General features: G+C 43.5%; 16 protein-coding genes. 8 read left to right on the forward strand and 8 right to left on the reverse strand.

The genetic code is table 11. The features are described from left to right. Positions 1 to 50: 50 nt before the first annotated feature. Entirely contained in the window at positions 51 to 401 is a 351-nt protein-coding gene (locus U0033_RS14125; protein WP_072362554.1) for a winged helix-turn-helix transcriptional regulator, read from the reverse strand. Positions 402 to 497: 96 nt separating this feature from the next. On the opposite strand from U0033_RS14125, the gene U0033_RS14130 reads away from it, so the two are divergent. Further along, a complete protein-coding gene (locus U0033_RS14130; RefSeq protein ID WP_072362555.1) occupies positions 498 to 1,250 on the forward strand; it encodes an SDR family NAD(P)-dependent oxidoreductase in 753 nt (250 codons plus the stop codon). Positions 1,251 to 1,442: 192 nt separating this feature from the next. On the opposite strand, the gene U0033_RS14135 is transcribed toward U0033_RS14130, so the two are convergent. The 4 genes from U0033_RS14135 to U0033_RS14150 all read right to left on the reverse strand — a co-directional run bounded on the left by U0033_RS14135 (position 1,443) and on the right by U0033_RS14150 (position 7,788). After that, entirely contained in the window at positions 1,443 to 2,477 is a 1,035-nt protein-coding gene (locus U0033_RS14135) for a DUF6340 family protein (RefSeq protein WP_072362556.1), read from the reverse strand. A 115-nt stretch (positions 2,478 to 2,592) separates the two neighbouring features. Further along, a complete protein-coding gene (locus tag U0033_RS14140) occupies positions 2,593 to 3,687 on the reverse strand; it encodes an FAD-dependent monooxygenase (protein WP_072362557.1) in 1,095 nt (364 codons plus the stop codon). Between the two features lie 69 nt (positions 3,688 to 3,756). Next, a complete protein-coding gene (locus tag U0033_RS14145) occupies positions 3,757 to 4,620 on the reverse strand; it encodes an AraC family transcriptional regulator (RefSeq protein WP_072362558.1) in 864 nt (287 codons plus the stop codon). Between the two features lie 48 nt (positions 4,621 to 4,668). Then, positions 4,669 to 7,788: an RICIN domain-containing protein gene (locus U0033_RS14150; RefSeq protein ID WP_072362559.1), complete on the reverse strand. Its 3,120-nt coding sequence runs from the start codon at positions 7,786 to 7,788 to the stop codon at positions 4,669 to 4,671. Between the two features lie 163 nt (positions 7,789 to 7,951). On the opposite strand from U0033_RS14150, the gene U0033_RS14155 reads away from it, so the two are divergent. Both U0033_RS14155 and U0033_RS14160 read left to right on the forward strand, forming a co-directional pair. After that, positions 7,952 to 8,926, forward strand: a complete 975-nt coding sequence (locus U0033_RS14155; protein ID WP_072362560.1) for an amidohydrolase family protein — start codon at positions 7,952 to 7,954, stop codon at positions 8,924 to 8,926. 23 nt (positions 8,927 to 8,949) lie between these two features. Beyond that, positions 8,950 to 9,801: an AraC family transcriptional regulator gene (locus U0033_RS14160; protein ID WP_072362561.1), complete on the forward strand. Its 852-nt coding sequence runs from the start codon at positions 8,950 to 8,952 to the stop codon at positions 9,799 to 9,801. Between the two features lie 4 nt (positions 9,802 to 9,805). Here the strand turns inward: U0033_RS14160 and U0033_RS14165 are convergent, their stop codons facing one another. Then, positions 9,806 to 10,177, reverse strand: coding sequence for a winged helix-turn-helix transcriptional regulator (locus U0033_RS14165; RefSeq protein WP_072362562.1), 372 nt, complete (start codon positions 10,175 to 10,177; stop codon positions 9,806 to 9,808). An 86-nt stretch (positions 10,178 to 10,263) separates the two neighbouring features. Here U0033_RS14165 and U0033_RS14170 point away from each other — a divergent pair, with 86 nt between their 5' ends. The 5 genes from U0033_RS14170 (at position 10,264) to U0033_RS14190 (ending at position 15,378) form a co-directional block, all read left to right on the forward strand. Beyond that, positions 10,264 to 11,208 carry an NmrA/HSCARG family protein gene (locus tag U0033_RS14170; protein ID WP_072362563.1) on the forward strand — a complete coding sequence of 315 codons (945 nt, stop codon included), beginning with the start codon at positions 10,264 to 10,266 and terminating at the stop codon, positions 11,206 to 11,208. Positions 11,209 to 11,611: 403 nt separating this feature from the next. Beyond that, positions 11,612 to 12,721 (forward strand): sigma-70 RNA polymerase sigma factor region 4 domain-containing protein, encoded by a 1,110-nt coding sequence (locus U0033_RS14175; protein WP_072362564.1) that lies wholly within the window; start codon positions 11,612 to 11,614, stop codon positions 12,719 to 12,721. Then, positions 12,660 to 13,445 (forward strand): zf-HC2 domain-containing protein, encoded by a 786-nt coding sequence (locus U0033_RS14180; protein WP_143150767.1) that lies wholly within the window; start codon positions 12,660 to 12,662, stop codon positions 13,443 to 13,445. Before U0033_RS14175 ends, U0033_RS14180 begins: the two co-directional genes overlap by 62 nt. Before the next feature lie 107 nt (positions 13,446 to 13,552). Then, positions 13,553 to 14,545 carry a coiled-coil domain-containing protein gene (locus tag U0033_RS14185; RefSeq protein WP_072362566.1) on the forward strand — a complete coding sequence of 331 codons (993 nt, stop codon included), beginning with the start codon at positions 13,553 to 13,555 and terminating at the stop codon, positions 14,543 to 14,545. A gap of 71 nt (positions 14,546 to 14,616) precedes the next feature. Then, complete coding sequence (locus tag U0033_RS14190) at positions 14,617 to 15,378, forward strand: archaemetzincin (RefSeq protein WP_177318625.1); 762 nt, start codon at positions 14,617 to 14,619, stop codon at positions 15,376 to 15,378. A 3-nt stretch (positions 15,379 to 15,381) separates the two neighbouring features. Here the strand turns inward: U0033_RS14190 and U0033_RS14195 are convergent, their stop codons facing one another. Both U0033_RS14195 and U0033_RS14200 read right to left on the reverse strand, forming a co-directional pair. Then, positions 15,382 to 16,494 (reverse strand): PepSY-associated TM helix domain-containing protein, encoded by a 1,113-nt coding sequence (locus U0033_RS14195; protein WP_072362568.1) that lies wholly within the window; start codon positions 16,492 to 16,494, stop codon positions 15,382 to 15,384. 2 nt (positions 16,495 to 16,496) lie between these two features. Next, positions 16,497 to 18,968: a TonB-dependent receptor gene (locus U0033_RS14200; RefSeq protein WP_072362569.1), complete on the reverse strand. Its 2,472-nt coding sequence runs from the start codon at positions 18,966 to 18,968 to the stop codon at positions 16,497 to 16,499. Between the last annotated feature and the right edge of the window lie 76 nt (positions 18,969 to 19,044).

Consider the following 19,044-nt stretch of genomic DNA (forward strand, 5'->3'; position numbering starts at 1 on the left):
AGGAAGGAAAAATCCGGAAATTGCGGTCTTTGATAAATGGGTTTAGGTATTTACCTCCCGGTAATTTCTTTCCGGTGCCTGATTCCCCAGTCCGTCAATTCTTCGATGATCGTCTTTAATGACAGACCATGCTTTGTCAGTTCGTATAGCACCGTTACAGGTTGTGTATCCATAACGGTTCTTTTGATCAGCTTGTTCAGTTCCAGTTCTTTCAATTCCTTACTCAGCATTTTGTTGGAGATACCTTCTATATCAGATAATATATCAGAGAACCTTCTCTTGCTGTAAAAGCAGATAGATGATAGGATACTTATTTTCCATTTCCCGCTTAATACGTCCATTGAATCCTGGACCGCTCTCATCTCTTTCTTGTAATTCTGTTCAAAATTTTTGCACTCCATATGTTACTTTGTTACCTCCAGGTTACAGTTACTTTTCGTTACAAAATTACCAAAATAAACACGGCTCCCCTAATTTTGTATCTCAAATCTGAAAATATGAAACTGAAGAACAAGGTAGCAATAGTTACAGGCGCATCGAAAGGAATAGGAGCATCTATTGCAAAGTATTTTGCAGCAGAAGGTGCAAAGGTTGTTGTCAATTATGCATCCAGCAAAGAAGGCGCAGATGTGGTGGTAAAAGCCATTACTGACAACGGAGGTACTGCCATTGCTGTGCAGGCGGATGTAGCAAAGGAGGCGGATATCAACAGATTGTTCGATGCAACACAGCAGGCATTCGGCGGTCTGGATGTATTGGTAAATAATGCAGGTATTTATGAATACTTACCCATTGAGCAGGTTACTGCTGAGTCATTTCATCAACAATTCAATACGAATGTATGGGGATCTATTCTTGCAATACAGGCCGCGTTGAAGTTATTTGGTGACAAGGGCGGTAATATCATCAATGTGAGTTCTGGTGCAGCAAGAATGCCGATGCTGACAGGTTCTGTATATTCTGCATCGAAGGCTGCCTTAGATGCGATCACGATTGCACTGTCAAAGGAACTCGGGGTGAAAAATGTGCGGATCAATTCACTGTTACCGGGTTCTGTTGAAACTGAAGGTACACGTAGTTCTGGAATTACAGGTAGTGATTTTGAGAAGAAATTAATTGCCAATACGCCGCTTGGTCGTATGGGCCAGCCTGAAGATATTGCAAAGGTTGCTGTGTTCCTGGCTTCTGATGATGCAGCCTGGATCACGGGTGAGACGCTTGCTGCATCTGGTGGTATTTATGGTTTTTAAAAATAAAAGAGGTTATATCAAAAGTAATTTGAAGGCATAGCGCATTTTCATCAACAAAATTCGCTCCATCAGTTACCTGAATTAAATCCGGTAATTTTACTTTTGGTATAACCTCTTTCCAGAACCCATTTCATAAATAGGGATTTATAATTGATAATCCATACTTAACTGGCAATTATGAAATGAGTTCTACTAATTTTCCTGCTGATAGGTCAGCAGCTTATTACTTTCTTTTCGCTGCTTTAATATGTTCACATATTGCAGTGCGAGTTTATTATTATAGTTTTCGTAGGCTTTCTGTGCCCACTCAATTGCAAGATCTAATTGCCCGTTTATTTCACAAATGATGGCCATGTTATAACAGGCACGACCCGCAATAGTACTGTTTGACGCATTGGTTTCTTTCTTCCATAATTCAGCAGCACCATTCCAGTTGCCCGTTTGCGCTTTACGCTTTGCGGTGCTAAAATTGTCGCTACCCTTTACGTAATAATCCCTGGTGACTTTAATCCAATAAGGTAATAGCCTGTATGCATAATCCTGCCCTACTTTTCTGCTTACATCTTTCACAGCCTCTTTTCTATTGATGATGGCACCTGCTGCGGCAACAGGATTGATCCCTCTACCGGATAAGGTAATGTTGCGGGACATAGCGTATTCATCCAGGATCAGCCTTTGTACAGGATCGTAAATGCGCCATCCGGTTTTCACGGTGGTGAACATGGAGGCATGGTGCTCTACTCCGGGAATGTTACCTAATGGTGTTTTGATGGCAACCGGCACTGTTGAATAACTGATCTTAGCATCCGTGTCAAATAATTCCAGTGAGAACAAAGCATCTACATGCTTCTCCCTGCAGATCTGATCTACAAGATCCCAGCTAAGTGCCGCTGGAAACTGCCCTGGTACATTGCTACGTAAATTGAGATTATAATAAGCAGTTACGTTTGTAAATCGTTTGTTTTTGATCAACTCATCGGCTAGTCCGATGATACCTGCCTGCGATGCCTGTGCGTCCAGGCTATCTCCCTCCAGCGTCATCACTTTATCCACTATATCCAGTACTTTATTTTTTTCAGATACCAGACTCCTGTTGATGATCCCCACTTCTTTCATGTTCGGAGGAAGTGTAACTGGTGATGGTTGTAACACGCTGATGTAAACGTGATTGGTTGCACTACAGGAATATAGGCCTATGGCCATCAGCAGGATGTACAGTTTTTTCATAGATAGGTAGTTTAGCTACAATGCAAATTTGCCCCTTTAAAGTTGTTATTTTCAAGCAAGATAACAATTAAATTAATATATAATATTATCTGGTAAGGGGAAATTTGCAGGGCTGCTAAAATCCGTCCATATTTCTTTTATCGATGGCCTCCTGGGTTCGGGGAATGAACTTTTCTCTTGCATTTATTTCGGCTTCTGCCTGCACGCCTTCTATAAATGGGCGCAGGTTATTTTCGTAGTCCTGGAATGCTAGCATATAATTCTCCCCGTGAACTTTTAATGCATCTGCGAGGGCAGCAGCACCATCCAGGGCCAATGATCCGCCCATGCCGGCAGCAGGAGATGCACAATAGGCGGCATCACCTACGAGTGCGACCCTACCTTTTTTCCAGGAAGGCATTTTGATCTGGCAGAATTTATCGAAGTAGAAGTTATCTGAGTTGGCGACCTCGGTTAATAATTCTCCTGTTCGCCATTGCTGGCCCTTAAACTGCTCCAGGATGATATTTCGCTGTTGCGTTACATCCCGATAATCATATTCCATTTCATCATCTGCTGCAAAGCAAAAGATAACATCGGTTTTGTTCTTGTAGGCATTCAGCATATAGGCCTTGCCGGGAGTATTATAGAAATTCACGGTGTTTGGGGCTACCAGTGATTTTTCTACTATCGAGATGGAGAAATAAGCATTCAGGAAATGTGCATAGTCTGATTCAGGGCCGAACCAGATCTTCCTGACATTGGAATGTGTTCCATCACAGCCCAGGACAAGGTCGAATGTAACTTGAGAAGCGTCTTTGAATGTAGCGGTGATGTTACCGGAAGTTTCTTGTAGTGCAGTAATGCTGTTGTCGAAAAGGAAGTTTACTTTATCTTTTAAGACATTGTACAAAACATCTACTAATATGGTACGTTCTATTTCGATCTCTTCATCGCTGTCGTACCTTTTCTGGGCAAAGGAGCCAACTGTTTCGTCAGCTGCATTTTTAAATTCTATCAATTCAAGATTCAGGGCGTTTGACTTTACCTGATCATAGATCTCCATGCGTTTGAGAATATCAATTGTACCAAGGCGAAGATCTACGGCTGTGCCTCCCGTACGGGGTGCAGGAGCCACTTCTACAACTGTTACTTTATAGCCTAACTGATCCATCCAGTAGGCGGTGGCCAGGCCAGCGATGCTGGCTCCCGAGACGAGTACTTTTTTCACTTTATTTTTTTTTACAAAGTAAAAGCAAGTAGTTCTTTCAAATAAGGTCTATACGAAGTAATACTTGTACTAATCGAGGTTTTTGTTCCGGAAGGCCATGGGTGTTTTTCCGGTTACTTTGGTAAAGAGCCTGGAGAAATAAGGATAGTCGTCGTAGCCTAATGTGGTTGCAATCTCTTTAATGGCCTGGTCGGAATGAACGAGTAATCGTTTTGCTTCGAGGATTACGCGTTGCTGAATATGATGAGATACGGAAAACCCGGTTGTATGCCTGACACATTCATTCAGATAAGGAATGGAGATATTAAGTTTTTTTGCGTAGGCTGCCGGACGTTTATCCTGGATGTAGTTGCGTTCTAATAAAGTCCTGAAAGACTTTGTAACTGTTTCAAATCTTCCGCCTTTGAGGCTTGATTGATTTTGGTCCAGGAATTGCGAAATGGATAATGCCACCAATGCATTGCAGCTATCTTTGATGCTTGCGTGAAATAGTTTATCTTCTTGTCTTTCCATGAATCGCATGCCTAAGGCTACTGCATCAGAAAGCAGGGAAACGGTTTCTTTCTTTAGGAGTATTGGTCTGGCGGGTGTGAGTTCTTCCAGTATTTCCAGGTATTCGGGATGGAGGTATTCATTGTTGATCGACCAAACGCAGACGGCTACATTTTCGAATGTGGTGATGCGATGCACCTGGTTAGGATGGAGATATATGAGGCTGGCGGGTTTGATATGGATCTTTTCAAAGTCGATCTCGATGGTGACTTTGCCTTTTTCAAGGAGGAAGAAGGAATGGCCATCTTCACGATGTGCTCTTCCTGCTTCTTCTTTTTCTTTTGGGTTTAACTTTTCCACTAATAATTTTTCCATGGCAATACCGGAACCGAATTGATTCGCCATTGGATTGACTGGAATTGGTGCGCGTTTCTTAGCCATAGATCAAAGATAAGCCATCCACTCTTTCGAATGGAAGGCTTGCCAAGATTATTGCTTTACAAACTTGATCACTTTATAAACGCCTGTGGATTGCAGGTGCACGAAATGTACACCGGTGCTTAGCTTGTCTACACCGATGGATGCTCCGTACCCGGTTAACTCTAATTGCCCTGAGGCATTATAGATCTTTATATTTGCATGGTCTTTGAGACCGTTGATATATAAGGTAGAGACAGCGGGATTGGGATATACGGTGATTTCCTTGCTGACGATCTTTGCCATGCGTACACTATTTTCAACTTTTATTAATTTCCATTGACCACTGGTTTGATTGACATCTGTCCATTGTTGCACATTACCACCATTTACTGTACTGAAATTGGATACCTCTACGAGTTTATTGCTATGTTTGGCGATGATCTTATAATAGTCGCTATCTAAGGGCACCATCGTGAATTGCTGATTTCCGCCGGCAACATAGGTCCATTGCTGTACATTGGCACCATCTGCTGTACTCACAGCGGATACATCCATTGACTTACCGGATTTGACACAGGTTATTGTATAAATATCATTGCCTAAATAGTTGAAGGTAAATTGTTGGTTGGAGCCTCCGTTATATTCCCATTGCTGGATGTTTGCACCATCTGCGGTTATCTGGCTATCATCTACATCCATATATAATTTACTATAGCGGTTCTGGAGATAGTAGTTACCTGCTATCAGTTTCACTTTTTTCAGTGTGTTGGTACTTTGAGCAAGGTTCACCAGTGGATCATTTGCGCCATCCAGCGGCGCGTATAGTTCCAGGCTTGATTTCAGCAGGTTGGCATCTACCATGGCGCTGATTTCTTCAGGTGTCATGCCTGAACGATGTAGCAGCAAGGTGCGGTAATTAGCAGTTGGTGCACTGGTGCCATTCAGGTCGAAGCTGGTGGTGACTATCTTTTCTGCAATGGAGCCTTGTAATACCTTATCAATGTATAAAAGCGTTTTCCCCATTGCATAGTAATGCGTAAGTGTTACTTTATGCCATTGGTTATCGGTTATTGTAGTTGTGCCTGAGATTCCGGGAGAATAATCCAGTTTACCGGAGACGTTAATCACTAATAGTTTTTGCCCGCTGACAGTGCTTAGTTCTGCCACCTGACCTGTTGCGGAGGTTTGGATGTCAAAAGCATAGGTAAAGGAATGGAGGATCTCTTCCGGTTTGATCTGTAATTTATAGCCGCTGGCAGGACTTAGATTTAAGGAGGTGCCATCGATGAAATAAGGTTGTGTCTTTCCTGCTTTTAGTGCATCAAATAAAGAGGGCACGATGGCGTATTCAAATTCAAGATGTCCGGCGTCATTGGGGTGCAGATCGTCGTATTTATAACCGGTAGCCCATTTGCCTGCTCCGTTATCAAGTGCGCCCAGGAGATTGATGCTCGCTACATTCCAGGAATGAATCAGGAGATTCATTTGTTTGATGAAATTGTATTCGGCAGTTGTGTAATCTTCACGGCTGTAGCAATTGGTGATGATGGGTTCGATACCTTGTTGTCTTGCCTTATTGATCAGGAGCTTCATGTTGTCCCGGAACTGATCAAAGATGGCCTGACCACCGGTGGTGATACCTTCATTTCCTAATGAGAGGGCGTAGATCACGTACTTACTACAGAGTGGCAACAAGTCTTTATCCCAGCGGTTAATGACGCTGAGGGTACTGTTTCCAGGTACTGAGATATTGGATACATTCCAGGTTTGTCCTGTTCCGCTACTGGCTCTTGTGGTAAGCAACTGCGCATAGAGTTGTGCATAACCCTGGTTGTTCGTAGCACCGGTACCGGAGGGTACGGAGGAGCCCATGATGGCGATACGGCTGGCTTCTTTTGTAGGGCAGTAAGGCTCGAAAGTGACAGGGTTCACCTGGTTTATTTTCAGGATGCCCAGGTAGCCGAAAGAACCTTCGTTCCGTGTAAGCGTCAGGTTTATCTGGCCATTGTCGTCAGGTATTATGATGTCTGATGTCAGGATGGTTTTTGTGTTGCCATTATTGCCGGAGCCTCCCAGATTTGTGCCGGAGGTTTGCAGGGTGCCATTGTAAAAAGTGGCGCCGGTGATTGCGTAGCCTGATACTCTTTTTTCAGGATCATTGCGGGTACCGAATGCACTGAATACGTAGCCTTTTGTTTTATCTAATCCCCTGATAGAAAGGCTGGATGAGGTGGAGGTGAAAAAGTAATCCTGTGTGGCGGTGTGGATGGCAAAATCACCGAGTAAGCTGGCATCGGGAGATAATAAACCGCCATTGAGAATGCCGTTGGAAGAAAAACCGCTGGTGATTTTGATGGAGGCACCTGTGGATGCATTTGTTTTATCTACGAGGTTCACTTTGGCGGCGGTAGTGGCGATATTGGTAACATTGTTCCAGTAGTTGCCATTGATGTCAGGACTGGTGGTGATGTTGCCATTGGTGACATCGCTAGGACCGAAGTCGATGTAAGTTGTTTTTAAGGGCGTGATGGGCAGCCTGATTTCTTGAATTTTCAGGACACCGATATAGGCGAAGGAACCTGTTTCCCGTTTGACGGTGATGGCGATCTGGCCTTTGGCATCTGGTGCAATGGTACTGGTGGTGAGGATCGTACTGTTATTACCGTTATAACCGGTGCCGCCGAGGTTTGTGCCGGAAGTCTGGAGGGTAGCGCTGTAAGTATTGCTGCCTGTTAATGTATAGTTTGATTTGCGGACTTCAGGATCATTTCGGGTACCAAAGAAATAGAAGATGTAACCTTTGCTGACGTCGAGACCTTTGATGATAAAGCTGGCAGAATTATCTGTGTAGAAATAATCCTGCGTGGCGGTGTTGATAGCGATATCGTTCAACAGGGAGGTGCCGGGAGACAGCAGGCCTCCGTTGTTGATGCCATTGGAGCTGAATCCGGCCGTGATGTTGATGAGGGCACCGGAGGAGGTGTTTTTGTCTGTTAAGAGGTATACCGAAGCAGCGGAGGTGCTGGTATTTGTGATGTTGTTCCAGTAGTTGCCATTTACGTCAGGGCTGGTAGTGATGTTGCCGTTGGTGGCATCATTGGGTCCGAAGTCCAGGTAGAAGGTTCGGGTGGTCTGAGCGTAGGTGGAAATGGAACATAGGAGGAATAAGAGATAGCGTAGTTTTTTCATCGGTTTTCATTTTGTGGGAAAGGGAATTGGGTTGAGAGCATATAGGCACCGGAGCGACATTGGGTGCGGAATGGTAAGTTACCGCAAATTTTGATATAAATACCCCATTCCTTTTATTGATGAACCGCCCATTCTTTCCTCTCTTTGCATAAAACCACTGACAATGAGAATAGTAACCTTAGAGGAGCACGCTTCCTTCCCGGAAATGAGCGCCTACCTTCCTGAAAGTATATTGAAAGAAAGACGCTCCTTAGGGCTGATGCAGGATAAACTGGCAGACATTACAGGTGAACGTTTAAATTCTATGCAAGCAACTGGTATTACCACCCAGGTGTTATCAGTAGAAAACACCGATGTATACCTGCTACCTGGTAAGGAGGCGGCCAATTTTGCGGCAAAGTACAATGATCTGCTAGCGGAGAAAATAAAGGATCACCCGGCATCTTTTACTGCATTTGCCGTGCTGCCAGTCACCAGCCCCGAAGCTGCTGCTGATGAACTGGAACGCACTGTAAAAACTTATGGATTTAAGGGTGCAATGATCAAAGGCACCATCAATGGAGCGTTCCTGGATGCACCTAAATTTGCGCCTATTTTGGAGCGGGCAGCGCAACTTGGGGTACCGATCTATATTCACCCCGGAATACCGCCCCAGGAGGTTATAAATGCCTATTACAGCAATGTAGGGGATAGCACAGGGCCTAATGAAGCCATTGCCTGTTACGGCTGGGGATGGCATTCAGAAACCGCGATCCATATTTTGCGCTTATTGGCCGCGGGTATCTTTGATAAATATCCAGGATTAAAGATCATCATCGGGCATATGGGTGAAATGCTGCCAATGATGTGGTCCAGGGCCAATAATGTTTTCAAACCCGGTGTGGCAGGTAAGAACCAGCGTACGCTTGCCGACACGTTCAGGGAACAACTGTTTATTACGACCAGCGGTATTTTTACACCGGCGCCTTTACAGCTTGCCATTGATACGATCGGTATTGACAATATCATGTTCTCCATAGATTATCCTTTTAGTACGAATCAAATGGGGCTTGATTTTTTAAATAATCTTCAGTTACCTGCTGAGCAGTTAGCAAAAATTGCTCACTTAAATGCGGATAAGCTGCTGGGTCTTAAATAGGTAAGAAACAGTATTTTTGCTGTATGAACAGCGTTCCGGTCAGCAAACTACAGGATAGAAGTAATCTGGGATTTCAGTTGGTACCGTCGGCCAAAGAAGAAGCCACTTACCAGCAATCTAAAGATTTAGGCGCACACAGGGATGACCATTATATCTTCTTCATTACGCTAGAGGGCTCAGGTTATACAGTTGTAGATTTTCAGGAGAAAACTGTTGGTCCAAATACGCTCTATTACATCCTGCCAGACCAAATACACTATCGCATTATCACAAAGAAAGCAAAGGGATGGTACTTAGCTGCCGATCCGGCTATAGTCGATCCTGCCTGCAGAGATGTAATTGAAAGCTGGTCGGGATTCCAGGAACCACTTACCTTAAGTGCGGAAGAGATTAAAGATTACGATATGCTGTTGGGGATTTTATATCGGCAGGCCTATGAGCAGGAGAGCAGTATTTCTGTGCTGCATTCATTGCTACGTTCTTTTTTTGAAATGGCCGCAGTTACTATTCAACGACATGCCAAAGCGGAAGCAAATAATTCAAGGTCAGCGATTTTATCTATGCAGTTTAAAAAACTGCTGAATGAAAATATCAAGGAATTTAAAAGCCCGGCGGATTATGCGAAGATGCTTCACATTTCAGCGCCATATCTGAATGAGGCATTGAAAAAGACAACCGGTTCTACTGTTTCTTTCTGGATAAAATATAAAATACTGACGGAGGCAAAGCGTCTCCTATATTTTACGGACCTGAATGTAAAACAGATTGCAGAAGAATTAGGATTTGATAATCATTCCTATTTCTCGCATATCTTTTACAAAGAGACGGGTATGACAGCGCTGACTTTTCGCAGGCAATCCAGGGAAAGAGAATAAGCATTTATGCTTTTACGAATTCCCCTTTTTTCTCTGCGACCATATTACCCCATCCCAGTATGGCATTCAGCAGGGGCGTGCAGGATTTACCAAACTCCGTTAAGCTATACACCACTTTCAAGGGCGGCTTTTTGCCATACACTTTCTTTTCGATCAACTCGTCCGCCTCCAGTTGTTTTAATTGTATGCTCAATGTTCTTTCTGTCACTCCCGGCAATGCTTTTCTCAATTCGTTGTACCGCTTCTCTTCATCTTTCAAATGATACAATATAACAGCCTTCCACTTCCCTCCTACCAGATCCATTGCTACACTTACTGTACAGGGATATAATTTATTGTTGACCTTTATAAAATCACTTTGACATTCTATATCCATAACATCTTTTTTATAGGACTATCCTAATGGATAGTTATTGCAAATTTATCGAAGCCCCAATAGTTTTGCAACTATAAATTTTACATATGGGAGAGGATAAACCGCTCATTACCATCGTTGGGATTATGGGCAAACAAGGTCGTAGTGCTGCACATACATTGCTGGAGAGTGGACGTTTTCGGGTACGGGGTATTACGCGTCGTGTAGACTCACCGGAGGCATTGCATCTGATAGAAAAAGGTGCAGAACTGGTGCGTATACCACTTGATCTGGGATATCAGCATGCATTTGAAAAAGCATTCCATGGTTCGGCAGGTGTTTTCCTCATGACACCGGGTATTGTACCACCACAAACACATGAGTTTGAATTAGGGAAAGAACTGGCAGACGCAGCGGTGGCTGCAGGTGTACAACATATTGTATTCAGTAGCCTGGAGCATGTAGATAAAATTACAGGAGGAAAAAAGTTTGCACCACATTTTACGGATAAGGCGAATGTAGCTGCCTATATCAGTACGCTTCCTGTGCAAAGTACATTTATCCAGATGGCATTTTTTTATACCAATTTACTGGAGTTTTATCCACCTGTTGTAAAAGGTGATACACTTGTATTTCCGATCTATCTGCCAAAGGACTTCCGTGCGCCATTTGTAGATCCACTGACGGCTACAGGTCCGGCAGTACTGGAGATATTTTCTAACCCGGAGAAGTATGCAGGAAAGACTTTGCCGGTGATTGGGGATATTATTTCACCACAGGAAATGGTAGATGCCTTTGTGAAAGTAACAGGGAAGAAAGCGGTATATGGTGATGCTTATTCAAGAGAGAATTTTCTGCAACTGATGCCTGCATTTGGTGAGAATGAGTTGCTGGTAGATGAGATCCTTGGGATGGCGGAGTATGCAGTTGAATATGGTTACTATAGTAAAGCGCGTGATTTGAACTGGAGCCGTGAGATTAATCCGGATAGTGTAACCTGGGAACAGTTCCTGCGGAATAGTGGTTGGCAGGGGCAGCAGGTTTCATTTTAATCATAAGGGCTGATTAAAAAGTAAAATGAAGGCGCTGGGAATTGCGAAAAGCCATTTCGCCTCCATCACCCCACCCGAGAGGGGATACCCTTTTTAGTCAGCACCTTATTCCTCAAGTTGTGTTCGATGTTTCCCCAATTTGTGCCCCACATATGTAGCCTATTCGCAAAAATGCAATTCTTTGATTTTTACTCATTTGGATAGTTATTCATTCGTTCGATCCCGCTTTTTCACCGTGGAAATTCACATGTAAGTAATCTATTATGCAAGAATAGGCACCGTTTATCATCTGTTGATTATCAATCCTATCCTATTTTTTGTGCCATATACGGCATACTTATTGGCTAATTCCTCAATGCGTTTTTTTCCCATATATTTCTATTTGTAAATATTAACTAGAACTATGCTACATCAACTTGCAAATTTGCCAGACAATGAGCTCATGGCCAGAGCAAGAAAATTGAAAGATGAGGAAGCAGCAGGAATTTTACTGGAGAGATATAGCCATTTGCTGGCAGTAGTGTCCTTACCATCTTTGAATAACTACGATAACACCCCTGACGAATTTTTCCCTTCTCTTTTAAAGAGGTTGTTTAAGAGTCTGCAGACACAGACTATCCCCAAAATAGGCGAATGGATGCAATTCTTCATCAAGTCACAAGGCAACAGGGAAGCGAGGAATACGTATTATTTCCCTACTTCCGCATCCAGCGATATTACCCGGCTTGAGAATAAGGTAGAGAAAGCGAACAACAATCTGATGCAGCGAAAAGAATTGACTGTGACGATGAAAACAGCGTTTGACGACCTGGAAACATCTCATAAAGAGATTCTGAAAGAGTTTTATTTTGATCAGAAGACTTTTGCTGAAATAGCGGCGGATAGAGAGTATACGATGGATAAGATCAGGAAAATGATTAAACGGTCTAAACAGGAACTGGCCTCTCTTATTTTGGAGAAACTGGAATATGCGAAAATCAATAAGTATACAAGTCCTACAGAGGAAGAACAGGCGCCTATACTGGTAATAGAAAATGAAGTACCTAAGAAAAAGAAAAAAGGGCCGGCATCATCTGTGAAAAGTGCAGCTCCCAGGAAACAGAAACAAAGCAATGAATCAGCGGAACCTGCGTTGGTGCTGATTTCTGCTAAATCAGCCATCATAGCACGGGAGCAACCAACAGCTAAACTGATTGCTGTGGAAGAAGGAACCGCCACAGCTACTATGATGGTAGCGGTAGAAGCAGCTGCTATGATTGTAGCTGAGGAAAAAGAAGCAACTGCTCCTACTATGATGGTGGCTGTACAACCAGTTGAAGCAATTCAGCCAATAAAGCAGGGGCCGGCTTTAGTATTAGTCTCTACCAACGCAACAACACAAACAGCATCCCCGGCTTCGGTCCAGGAAACAGGCATTTCAACCAATCAGGAAAAAGATTTAAACCAAGGATATGCAACCTCTCGAAAACAAGGACAAGATATTCAAGATCTTCAGCAAGGTTCGTTGTTTTAGTAAAGATCAACTACCCCGCTATGTAGACGGTCGTTTAACACATGTTGAAAAGCACCTCCTGGAACAACATCTTGTGAACTGTGAACTTTGCAGCAGTGCTGTTGAAATTCTCCAAAAACCAAAATACCACGCGCAATACCAGCCGATGGGTGTGAAAGTGCAGGAACTCATTCGTAGTAATGAAATTGCCCCGGTTTATGAAACGGAACGCTATCAAAAGAGAATAGAGACACAGGAAAGATTCCTTACTTACTTCTGGAGCGTAGTAGCAGCGGCATTGGTAACAGGTCTTGTTTTCCTGATCACCCAGCAAACAAAAACTGACAACTTTCATCCTGCCATTGCTAAGACAGAGACAATAGCAGCACCGGAGACAGCTTCTCCTGGCACAGCTCATACTGATACTGTTGCTTCCGGAGATGGAGATAGTACTGCTGCGGCAGCACCTGTTTTGCTGGCGGAAACAGGTACTGAATCAGATCAGTCAATTTTCAAAACAGCCATGGCACACTATTACAAAGGCAAACTGGATGAAGCCATACCATTACTGACTAAACTGACTACAGATAGCAGCAGCAGTTATGGGGAATTAGCCCGATACCAATTGGCGATGTGTTATAAATATAAAAAACAGAAGGTCAAAGCGCGGAATATGTTTACGGAATTGGTGAAGATGGATGGTCGTATGAAGAAAAGAGCCCTATTAGCATTGAATAACCTATAAAACCAAAATGGCTATTGGGTTCTGTCACCCGTTGTGTGTAACTATATAAGTTTTCAATAGAGACGAAAAGCCCGGCGATATGCCGTGCTTTTCCTATTTTTGCCTCCATGTCACAGGAATTAGAAAAGCGCCAGGGGGAACTCAATATCAAAAAGTCAAGCCTCAGCAAAGAGCAAAAAACTTTTAACAAGCTGATACAGCAGATTGCCGCTTTGCGCCAGGAGCTGGCAGAACTCACTGCCATACTGGATAAACAACGACAGCATTACATCAAACATATCTATCCCTTTGTACAACAGCTCACCGGTCTGCGTGCACAACTCGTGGTGCTGATGAATGGTTTCATGACGCTTTCCAAAGGTCTCTCTGATTATGAAAAGGAAGATTTGCGGGGATTGATCCTGCACCTGTTACAGGATATCTTCAGGTATCAGCAGGGAGAACCGGAAGGTGAACTACTGGACATCTTCAATGCATTATCTGATACCACTTACCAGGATATCAATGAACAATACCTGGCTAAATTAAGGGTAGCAGCAGCTACAGAAGAAACCTTACCTGCACCTGTGACAGCATCGAAACGCGAACGCTATAAAGAGGAAAAGGAAAGACTGCTGGATGCCCTGCGCAGGAAGAATATCCAACAACTATACAGACAACTGGCCAAGTTCTTTCATCCTGATCTTGAACAGGATCCGGGGAAAATACAGTTGAAAGAAGAACTGATGAAGCAGCTCATCATTGCTAAAGAAAACGAAGACCTGCTCTCCATGCTGCAACTGGAAATACAATGGATAGAGCAGGAAGACAGGCATCCTGATCTGCTGACCAATGATAAGCTTCACCTGTATAATACCACCCTGAAAGAACAGGTGAAGGACTTACAGGAACAGATTCAATCTCTTTTCAATCATCCTAAATATGAATTTCTGCAAGGCTTTGCAAAAACACCGCAAAGTGCCCGGTTTATAGACTGGAAGAGTGAAAAGAATAACCTGGATAATTTACTGTATGGATTCAGAGAAATTATCAGTGGATTATCACAGGATACAAAGAGCGCATTAAAAGTGCTGAAAGGTGTTTTGAAAAACAATACCTGATGAAATATTTAGCTTTCATTTTTATAACCTGCTTATTATTTTCCTGCCATTCCCAAAAGCAGGACCCGGAGATGGCCCATTTAGCATCCCTGGCAAAAAATGATATTCCGTTACCTCCACCTGAATACGGAGACTGGTTATATAGGCATAAAGAAAGAGGGCAAAACCTGGCAGCCTATCAGGCTACGAAACCTATTTCCAGTGCAACAACTATTTATTTATTACCCGTCGGAGATTTTACAGCTTCGCAAACCAGGGCATTTCAGGATGCAAGCGCCTACATAGCTATTTTTTTCCAGCGGAAAACAGTATTACTACACCCCATACCTGATAGCGAATTTACTTCCCGCATATTCGAAGGTCATCGGCAATTACTGGCACCTTATATACTGGATAGTGTATTACTCAGTAAACGGCCTGCGAATAACCTCGCTATGATGGCACTCAGCGCTAAAGACCTATATCCGCAGGATGATTGGAATTATGTTTTCGGGCTTGGCTCCTACGGGAAAAGAGTGGGGGTAACCTCCATTTACCGTTTACAGGAGAAAAATTTCCTGCGAAGACTGGTAAGCATTTCCTCTCATGAAATAGGCCATATGCTTTCATTACATCACTGTATTCATGCCCTTTGTGTGATGAACGGCACCAATGGCCTGTATGAAACAGATAGGGCGCCATTGCGTTTATGCGCTGAATGCCAGCAAAAATTGTTTTGGAATTTAAAGTATGATAACCAAAAACGGCTGCAGGAACTGATGGCGTATTGTAAGGAAAATGGCTTCCAAAAAGATTGGGAGATCTTCAATAAAGATAATAATCAAAACGAGTGATAGCTAAGCCAACACTCGTTTTTTGCGTACGGCCACAGGTTTCTTTTTCTTTCTGCCCAGGTATATGAATACACCCGTGACAGGTAGCGAAGCCGCCACCAATGTACTGATGAGTGCTATAATCTTTGTGGGCCAGCCATAGATGCTTCCTGTATGAATAGGATACACTAATCTTCTCGCTTTCATACCCGCACTTTCATCTTTATGTAATCGTGTTTTGAGCAACCTGCCCGTACCCGCTTCGAAATACAAAAAATCATAGGTATTTGCTGTCTCAGCGGCTATATTGTCCTTAAAGGCGGCTATTGCCAGGGAATCATTACCATAAGTGATGGTCACGGGCCCCTTGTAAGGCAGGGTTTCATTGGTAGCACGGAATACCTTTTCAAAATACCCGCTCCCCTGCTGTGCTATGCTGGATGGTGCTGTGACCTTTTCTACTTTGAAAGTACCATTGAAAGTATAGAACAATAATCCGTTTACCCACTGATAACTCCACACCAAACCGGTCAACGAGATCACCAATAATACCAGGTGAATATAAAAACCAAAGACCGCATGCAGATCCCAGTTCAGTCTTTTAAACGATGCATTCCATTTCACACGGAAACGCTGCTTCCTGTTATTTCTTTTAGGCCACCAGAGGATAAGTCCACTAAGGATGAGAAAGGCGAATATGGAGCAGGAAATGCCCGTTATTACCTTGCCCACAGCTCCCATACAGAGATAGCGATGCAGGTGTAACACAATCGTAAAGAAGCGTTTGCTGGCAGGCAGTGCTTCTATAATGTGGCCGGTATAGGGATTGACGGCTACGTATAGTTGATTCGTTTTGCTTTTTTGCAGCAGGAAAATGACACTCCGGTCGCTCTCCGGTTCTATTTTCAGGTTAGCGGTTTTATAGCCATCATATTGCGCTTTCACAATTGTCACCAACTGATCCAAAGGTAAACGGGGGATATTTCCCGGAGCTGCCACATAAAAAAAGGAAGAGTGGAACGTATGTTCCAACTCTTCTTCAAATACCAGCAGGCTGCCTGTCAGTGCTACTATCAGCACTACCATACCCGAGAGGATACCCAGCCATAAATGTAACCAGCCTAATATTTTCTTCATGCTTAAAATGTATATGAAATGGTTGCCTGCCAGTTTCTCGGTGCACCCGGGAAGAGGCGCAGGTAATCATAACCACCTACCCAGTAAGTTTTATCTGTGAGGTTATTGAAATTCACCTGTAATTGTACTTTATTCACTTTGTAATACAAGGCGGCATTCAGCAATGCATAGCCTGGCAGGGTCTGTGTTGCATTCAGCGATACATTACGCGTAGTGACAAAGTTAGCTCCTACGCCAATACCCAGGCCCTTGACCTTACCAGCCGGGATCGTATATTTCGTCCAGAGGTTGCCCTGGTGCTTTGGTGCATTAGGTTTCTGATCACCGATTTTTAATGAGTCATCTCCCTTTGCCTCCGTAATCACGGCATCATTGTAAGAATAGTTAGCGATGATATTCCAATCTTTAGTGATCTGGCCGGTAATATCCAGTTCCACACCCTGTGCTCTTTCCTTTCCTATCTGGAGGTAAAGTTCAGGTTGATCTCTTACTCCGGCGAGGTATAAGGTTCCCTTCTGAATGATATGATATATTGATAAGTTACCTGTCAGTTTACCTTCCAACCATTCTGTTTTCAGACCGCCTTCTATCAGCTCACTTTCAATTGGATTAAATGGTCCGCCCGATGCCGGGTTACTCTGGATAGCTGCATCCTGTGGATTATATCCCCTTGTATATACACCGTATACATTTATGTTTTTAGTAGCGGTATATACAAGGCCTATACGAGGCAGGAAAGCATGTTGGTTCACTTTCTTCTGATTCGCCTTTTTATAATTCCGCCTGTCAGTATAAGTTTCGTAACGCACACCCAGCAATAATTGTAATGCGCCTAACTTTATCTGATCCTGCAGATACATACCGCCCAAACTATTAAAGGTGGGTTGTACAGCACTGTTCTGTGCTGTGTACACATACCTGTTCATATCCTCCAGTACATTATTCGGATTCAGGAGATCAAAGGAAGGTACATTTGGCTTAGGAATAACGATCTTCTCACCACTGGCAGTTTTGTACTCATAAGTTACATATTTTAAAGAATCTGCCGGGTAATAAGGTGCTACGCCACCGCTTTTCAGCTGATAATTAGTGGCCGTCATCTGAGATGCACCGGGAGAAAGTGTTGCCTGTGAATAATCGTATCCAGCAAGCAGTTTATGTTCAATCTTTCCGGTATTCGCATCATATGTCAGGTACATACTTGCATTGGCACTGGCAGGATTCTTCTTACGCACGAATACCTGTCTAGCGATGAGACTGGGAATTTCTATTCCCTTTGCATCCCGCGCATTTTCATTCGCACTTCTGTGCTCCAGCAGATCTTCTGTATAACCGGTACGTAAGTAGGCGAGGTTAAAGGCAAGACGACTGCTGAACTGATGATTCAAGGAAGCCATTACTGTGTAAGTTTCCTCATTCAGGTAATCGTTGGTTGCGTTCAGTGCCTGAGAGATAGGTGTTGAATACAAGCCCTGGCCCATGAATACTGATTGCCCGCGATCCAGGCGGCTATTGGATTTATTGTATACCGCATCAAAGTTGATCCGGGTCTTTTTATTCGGCAGGAAAGATACTGATGGTGCAATTACAAGGTTCTTATCAAACTGTAATACGCGGAATGATTCTGCATTTTCATAACCCAGATTCAGGCGATACAGGATCGTTTTATCCTCATTCAGTGGGCCTGTGAAGTCTAACAATGCACGGGTGGAATTGAAACTACCCATTGTAAAGCTGAGTGATTTACGATCTTCATCCAGTGGTTTCTTGGTTACACGGTTGATCACACCACCCGGAGAAGCGTTTCCGAACAATGCGGAAGCCGGACCTTTGATCACTTCAACCCTTTCCAGGTAGTTGACCATAGGCTGTTTCCAGAAACCGGTGAATGTACGCATCCCGTTCATGAGCTGTGTAGTGCTACCGCCATTGATACGGAAACCACGAATGGTCAGGTCATCGTAGAAAGTGAACTGGTTCACACCACTCATGTTCTTTACTACATCTCCGATCCTTACGGCTGCCTGATCCTGTATTAATTCTTTGGTGACATAAGCAATGGATGCCGGCACCTCTCTTAGTGGTGTAGCGGTTTTAGTACCAATGAAGGTATTGGTGTTCTTATAACCGATTTCTTTTCTACCCGTGATTTCCACCGTCTGCAACTGTTCCAGGGATGGCAGCAATACAATATCCACTGGCCTGGTTGAATCCGTATTGAAGGCTATATCCTGCCCCTGGAAACCAGTGTGGGAAAAATGAATGGTATATATGCCAGTAGGAAGGTCTTCCATATGAAAGGATCCGTTTCCATCTGAAAAAGTCGTGTGTTTATGGCCTTTTAATGAAATACTTACTTTCTGAAGTGGTTGGTTATTAATATCTTTTACTGTACCACTGATATTGTGCTGGGCGAAAGCACATAACGTTGATAATAGCAGTGCGCTTGCCAAAATAGTAGTAATCCGGAACATTGTACAGAATATAGTTTAGGGGTGCAAAGGAAACAAGTTAAATGGCTGATTGTAGTTCGAATCCGGAATTTCATTT

Source organism: Chitinophaga sancti, assembly GCF_034424315.1.
GTDB lineage: Bacteria > Bacteroidota > Bacteroidia > Chitinophagales > Chitinophagaceae > Chitinophaga > Chitinophaga sancti.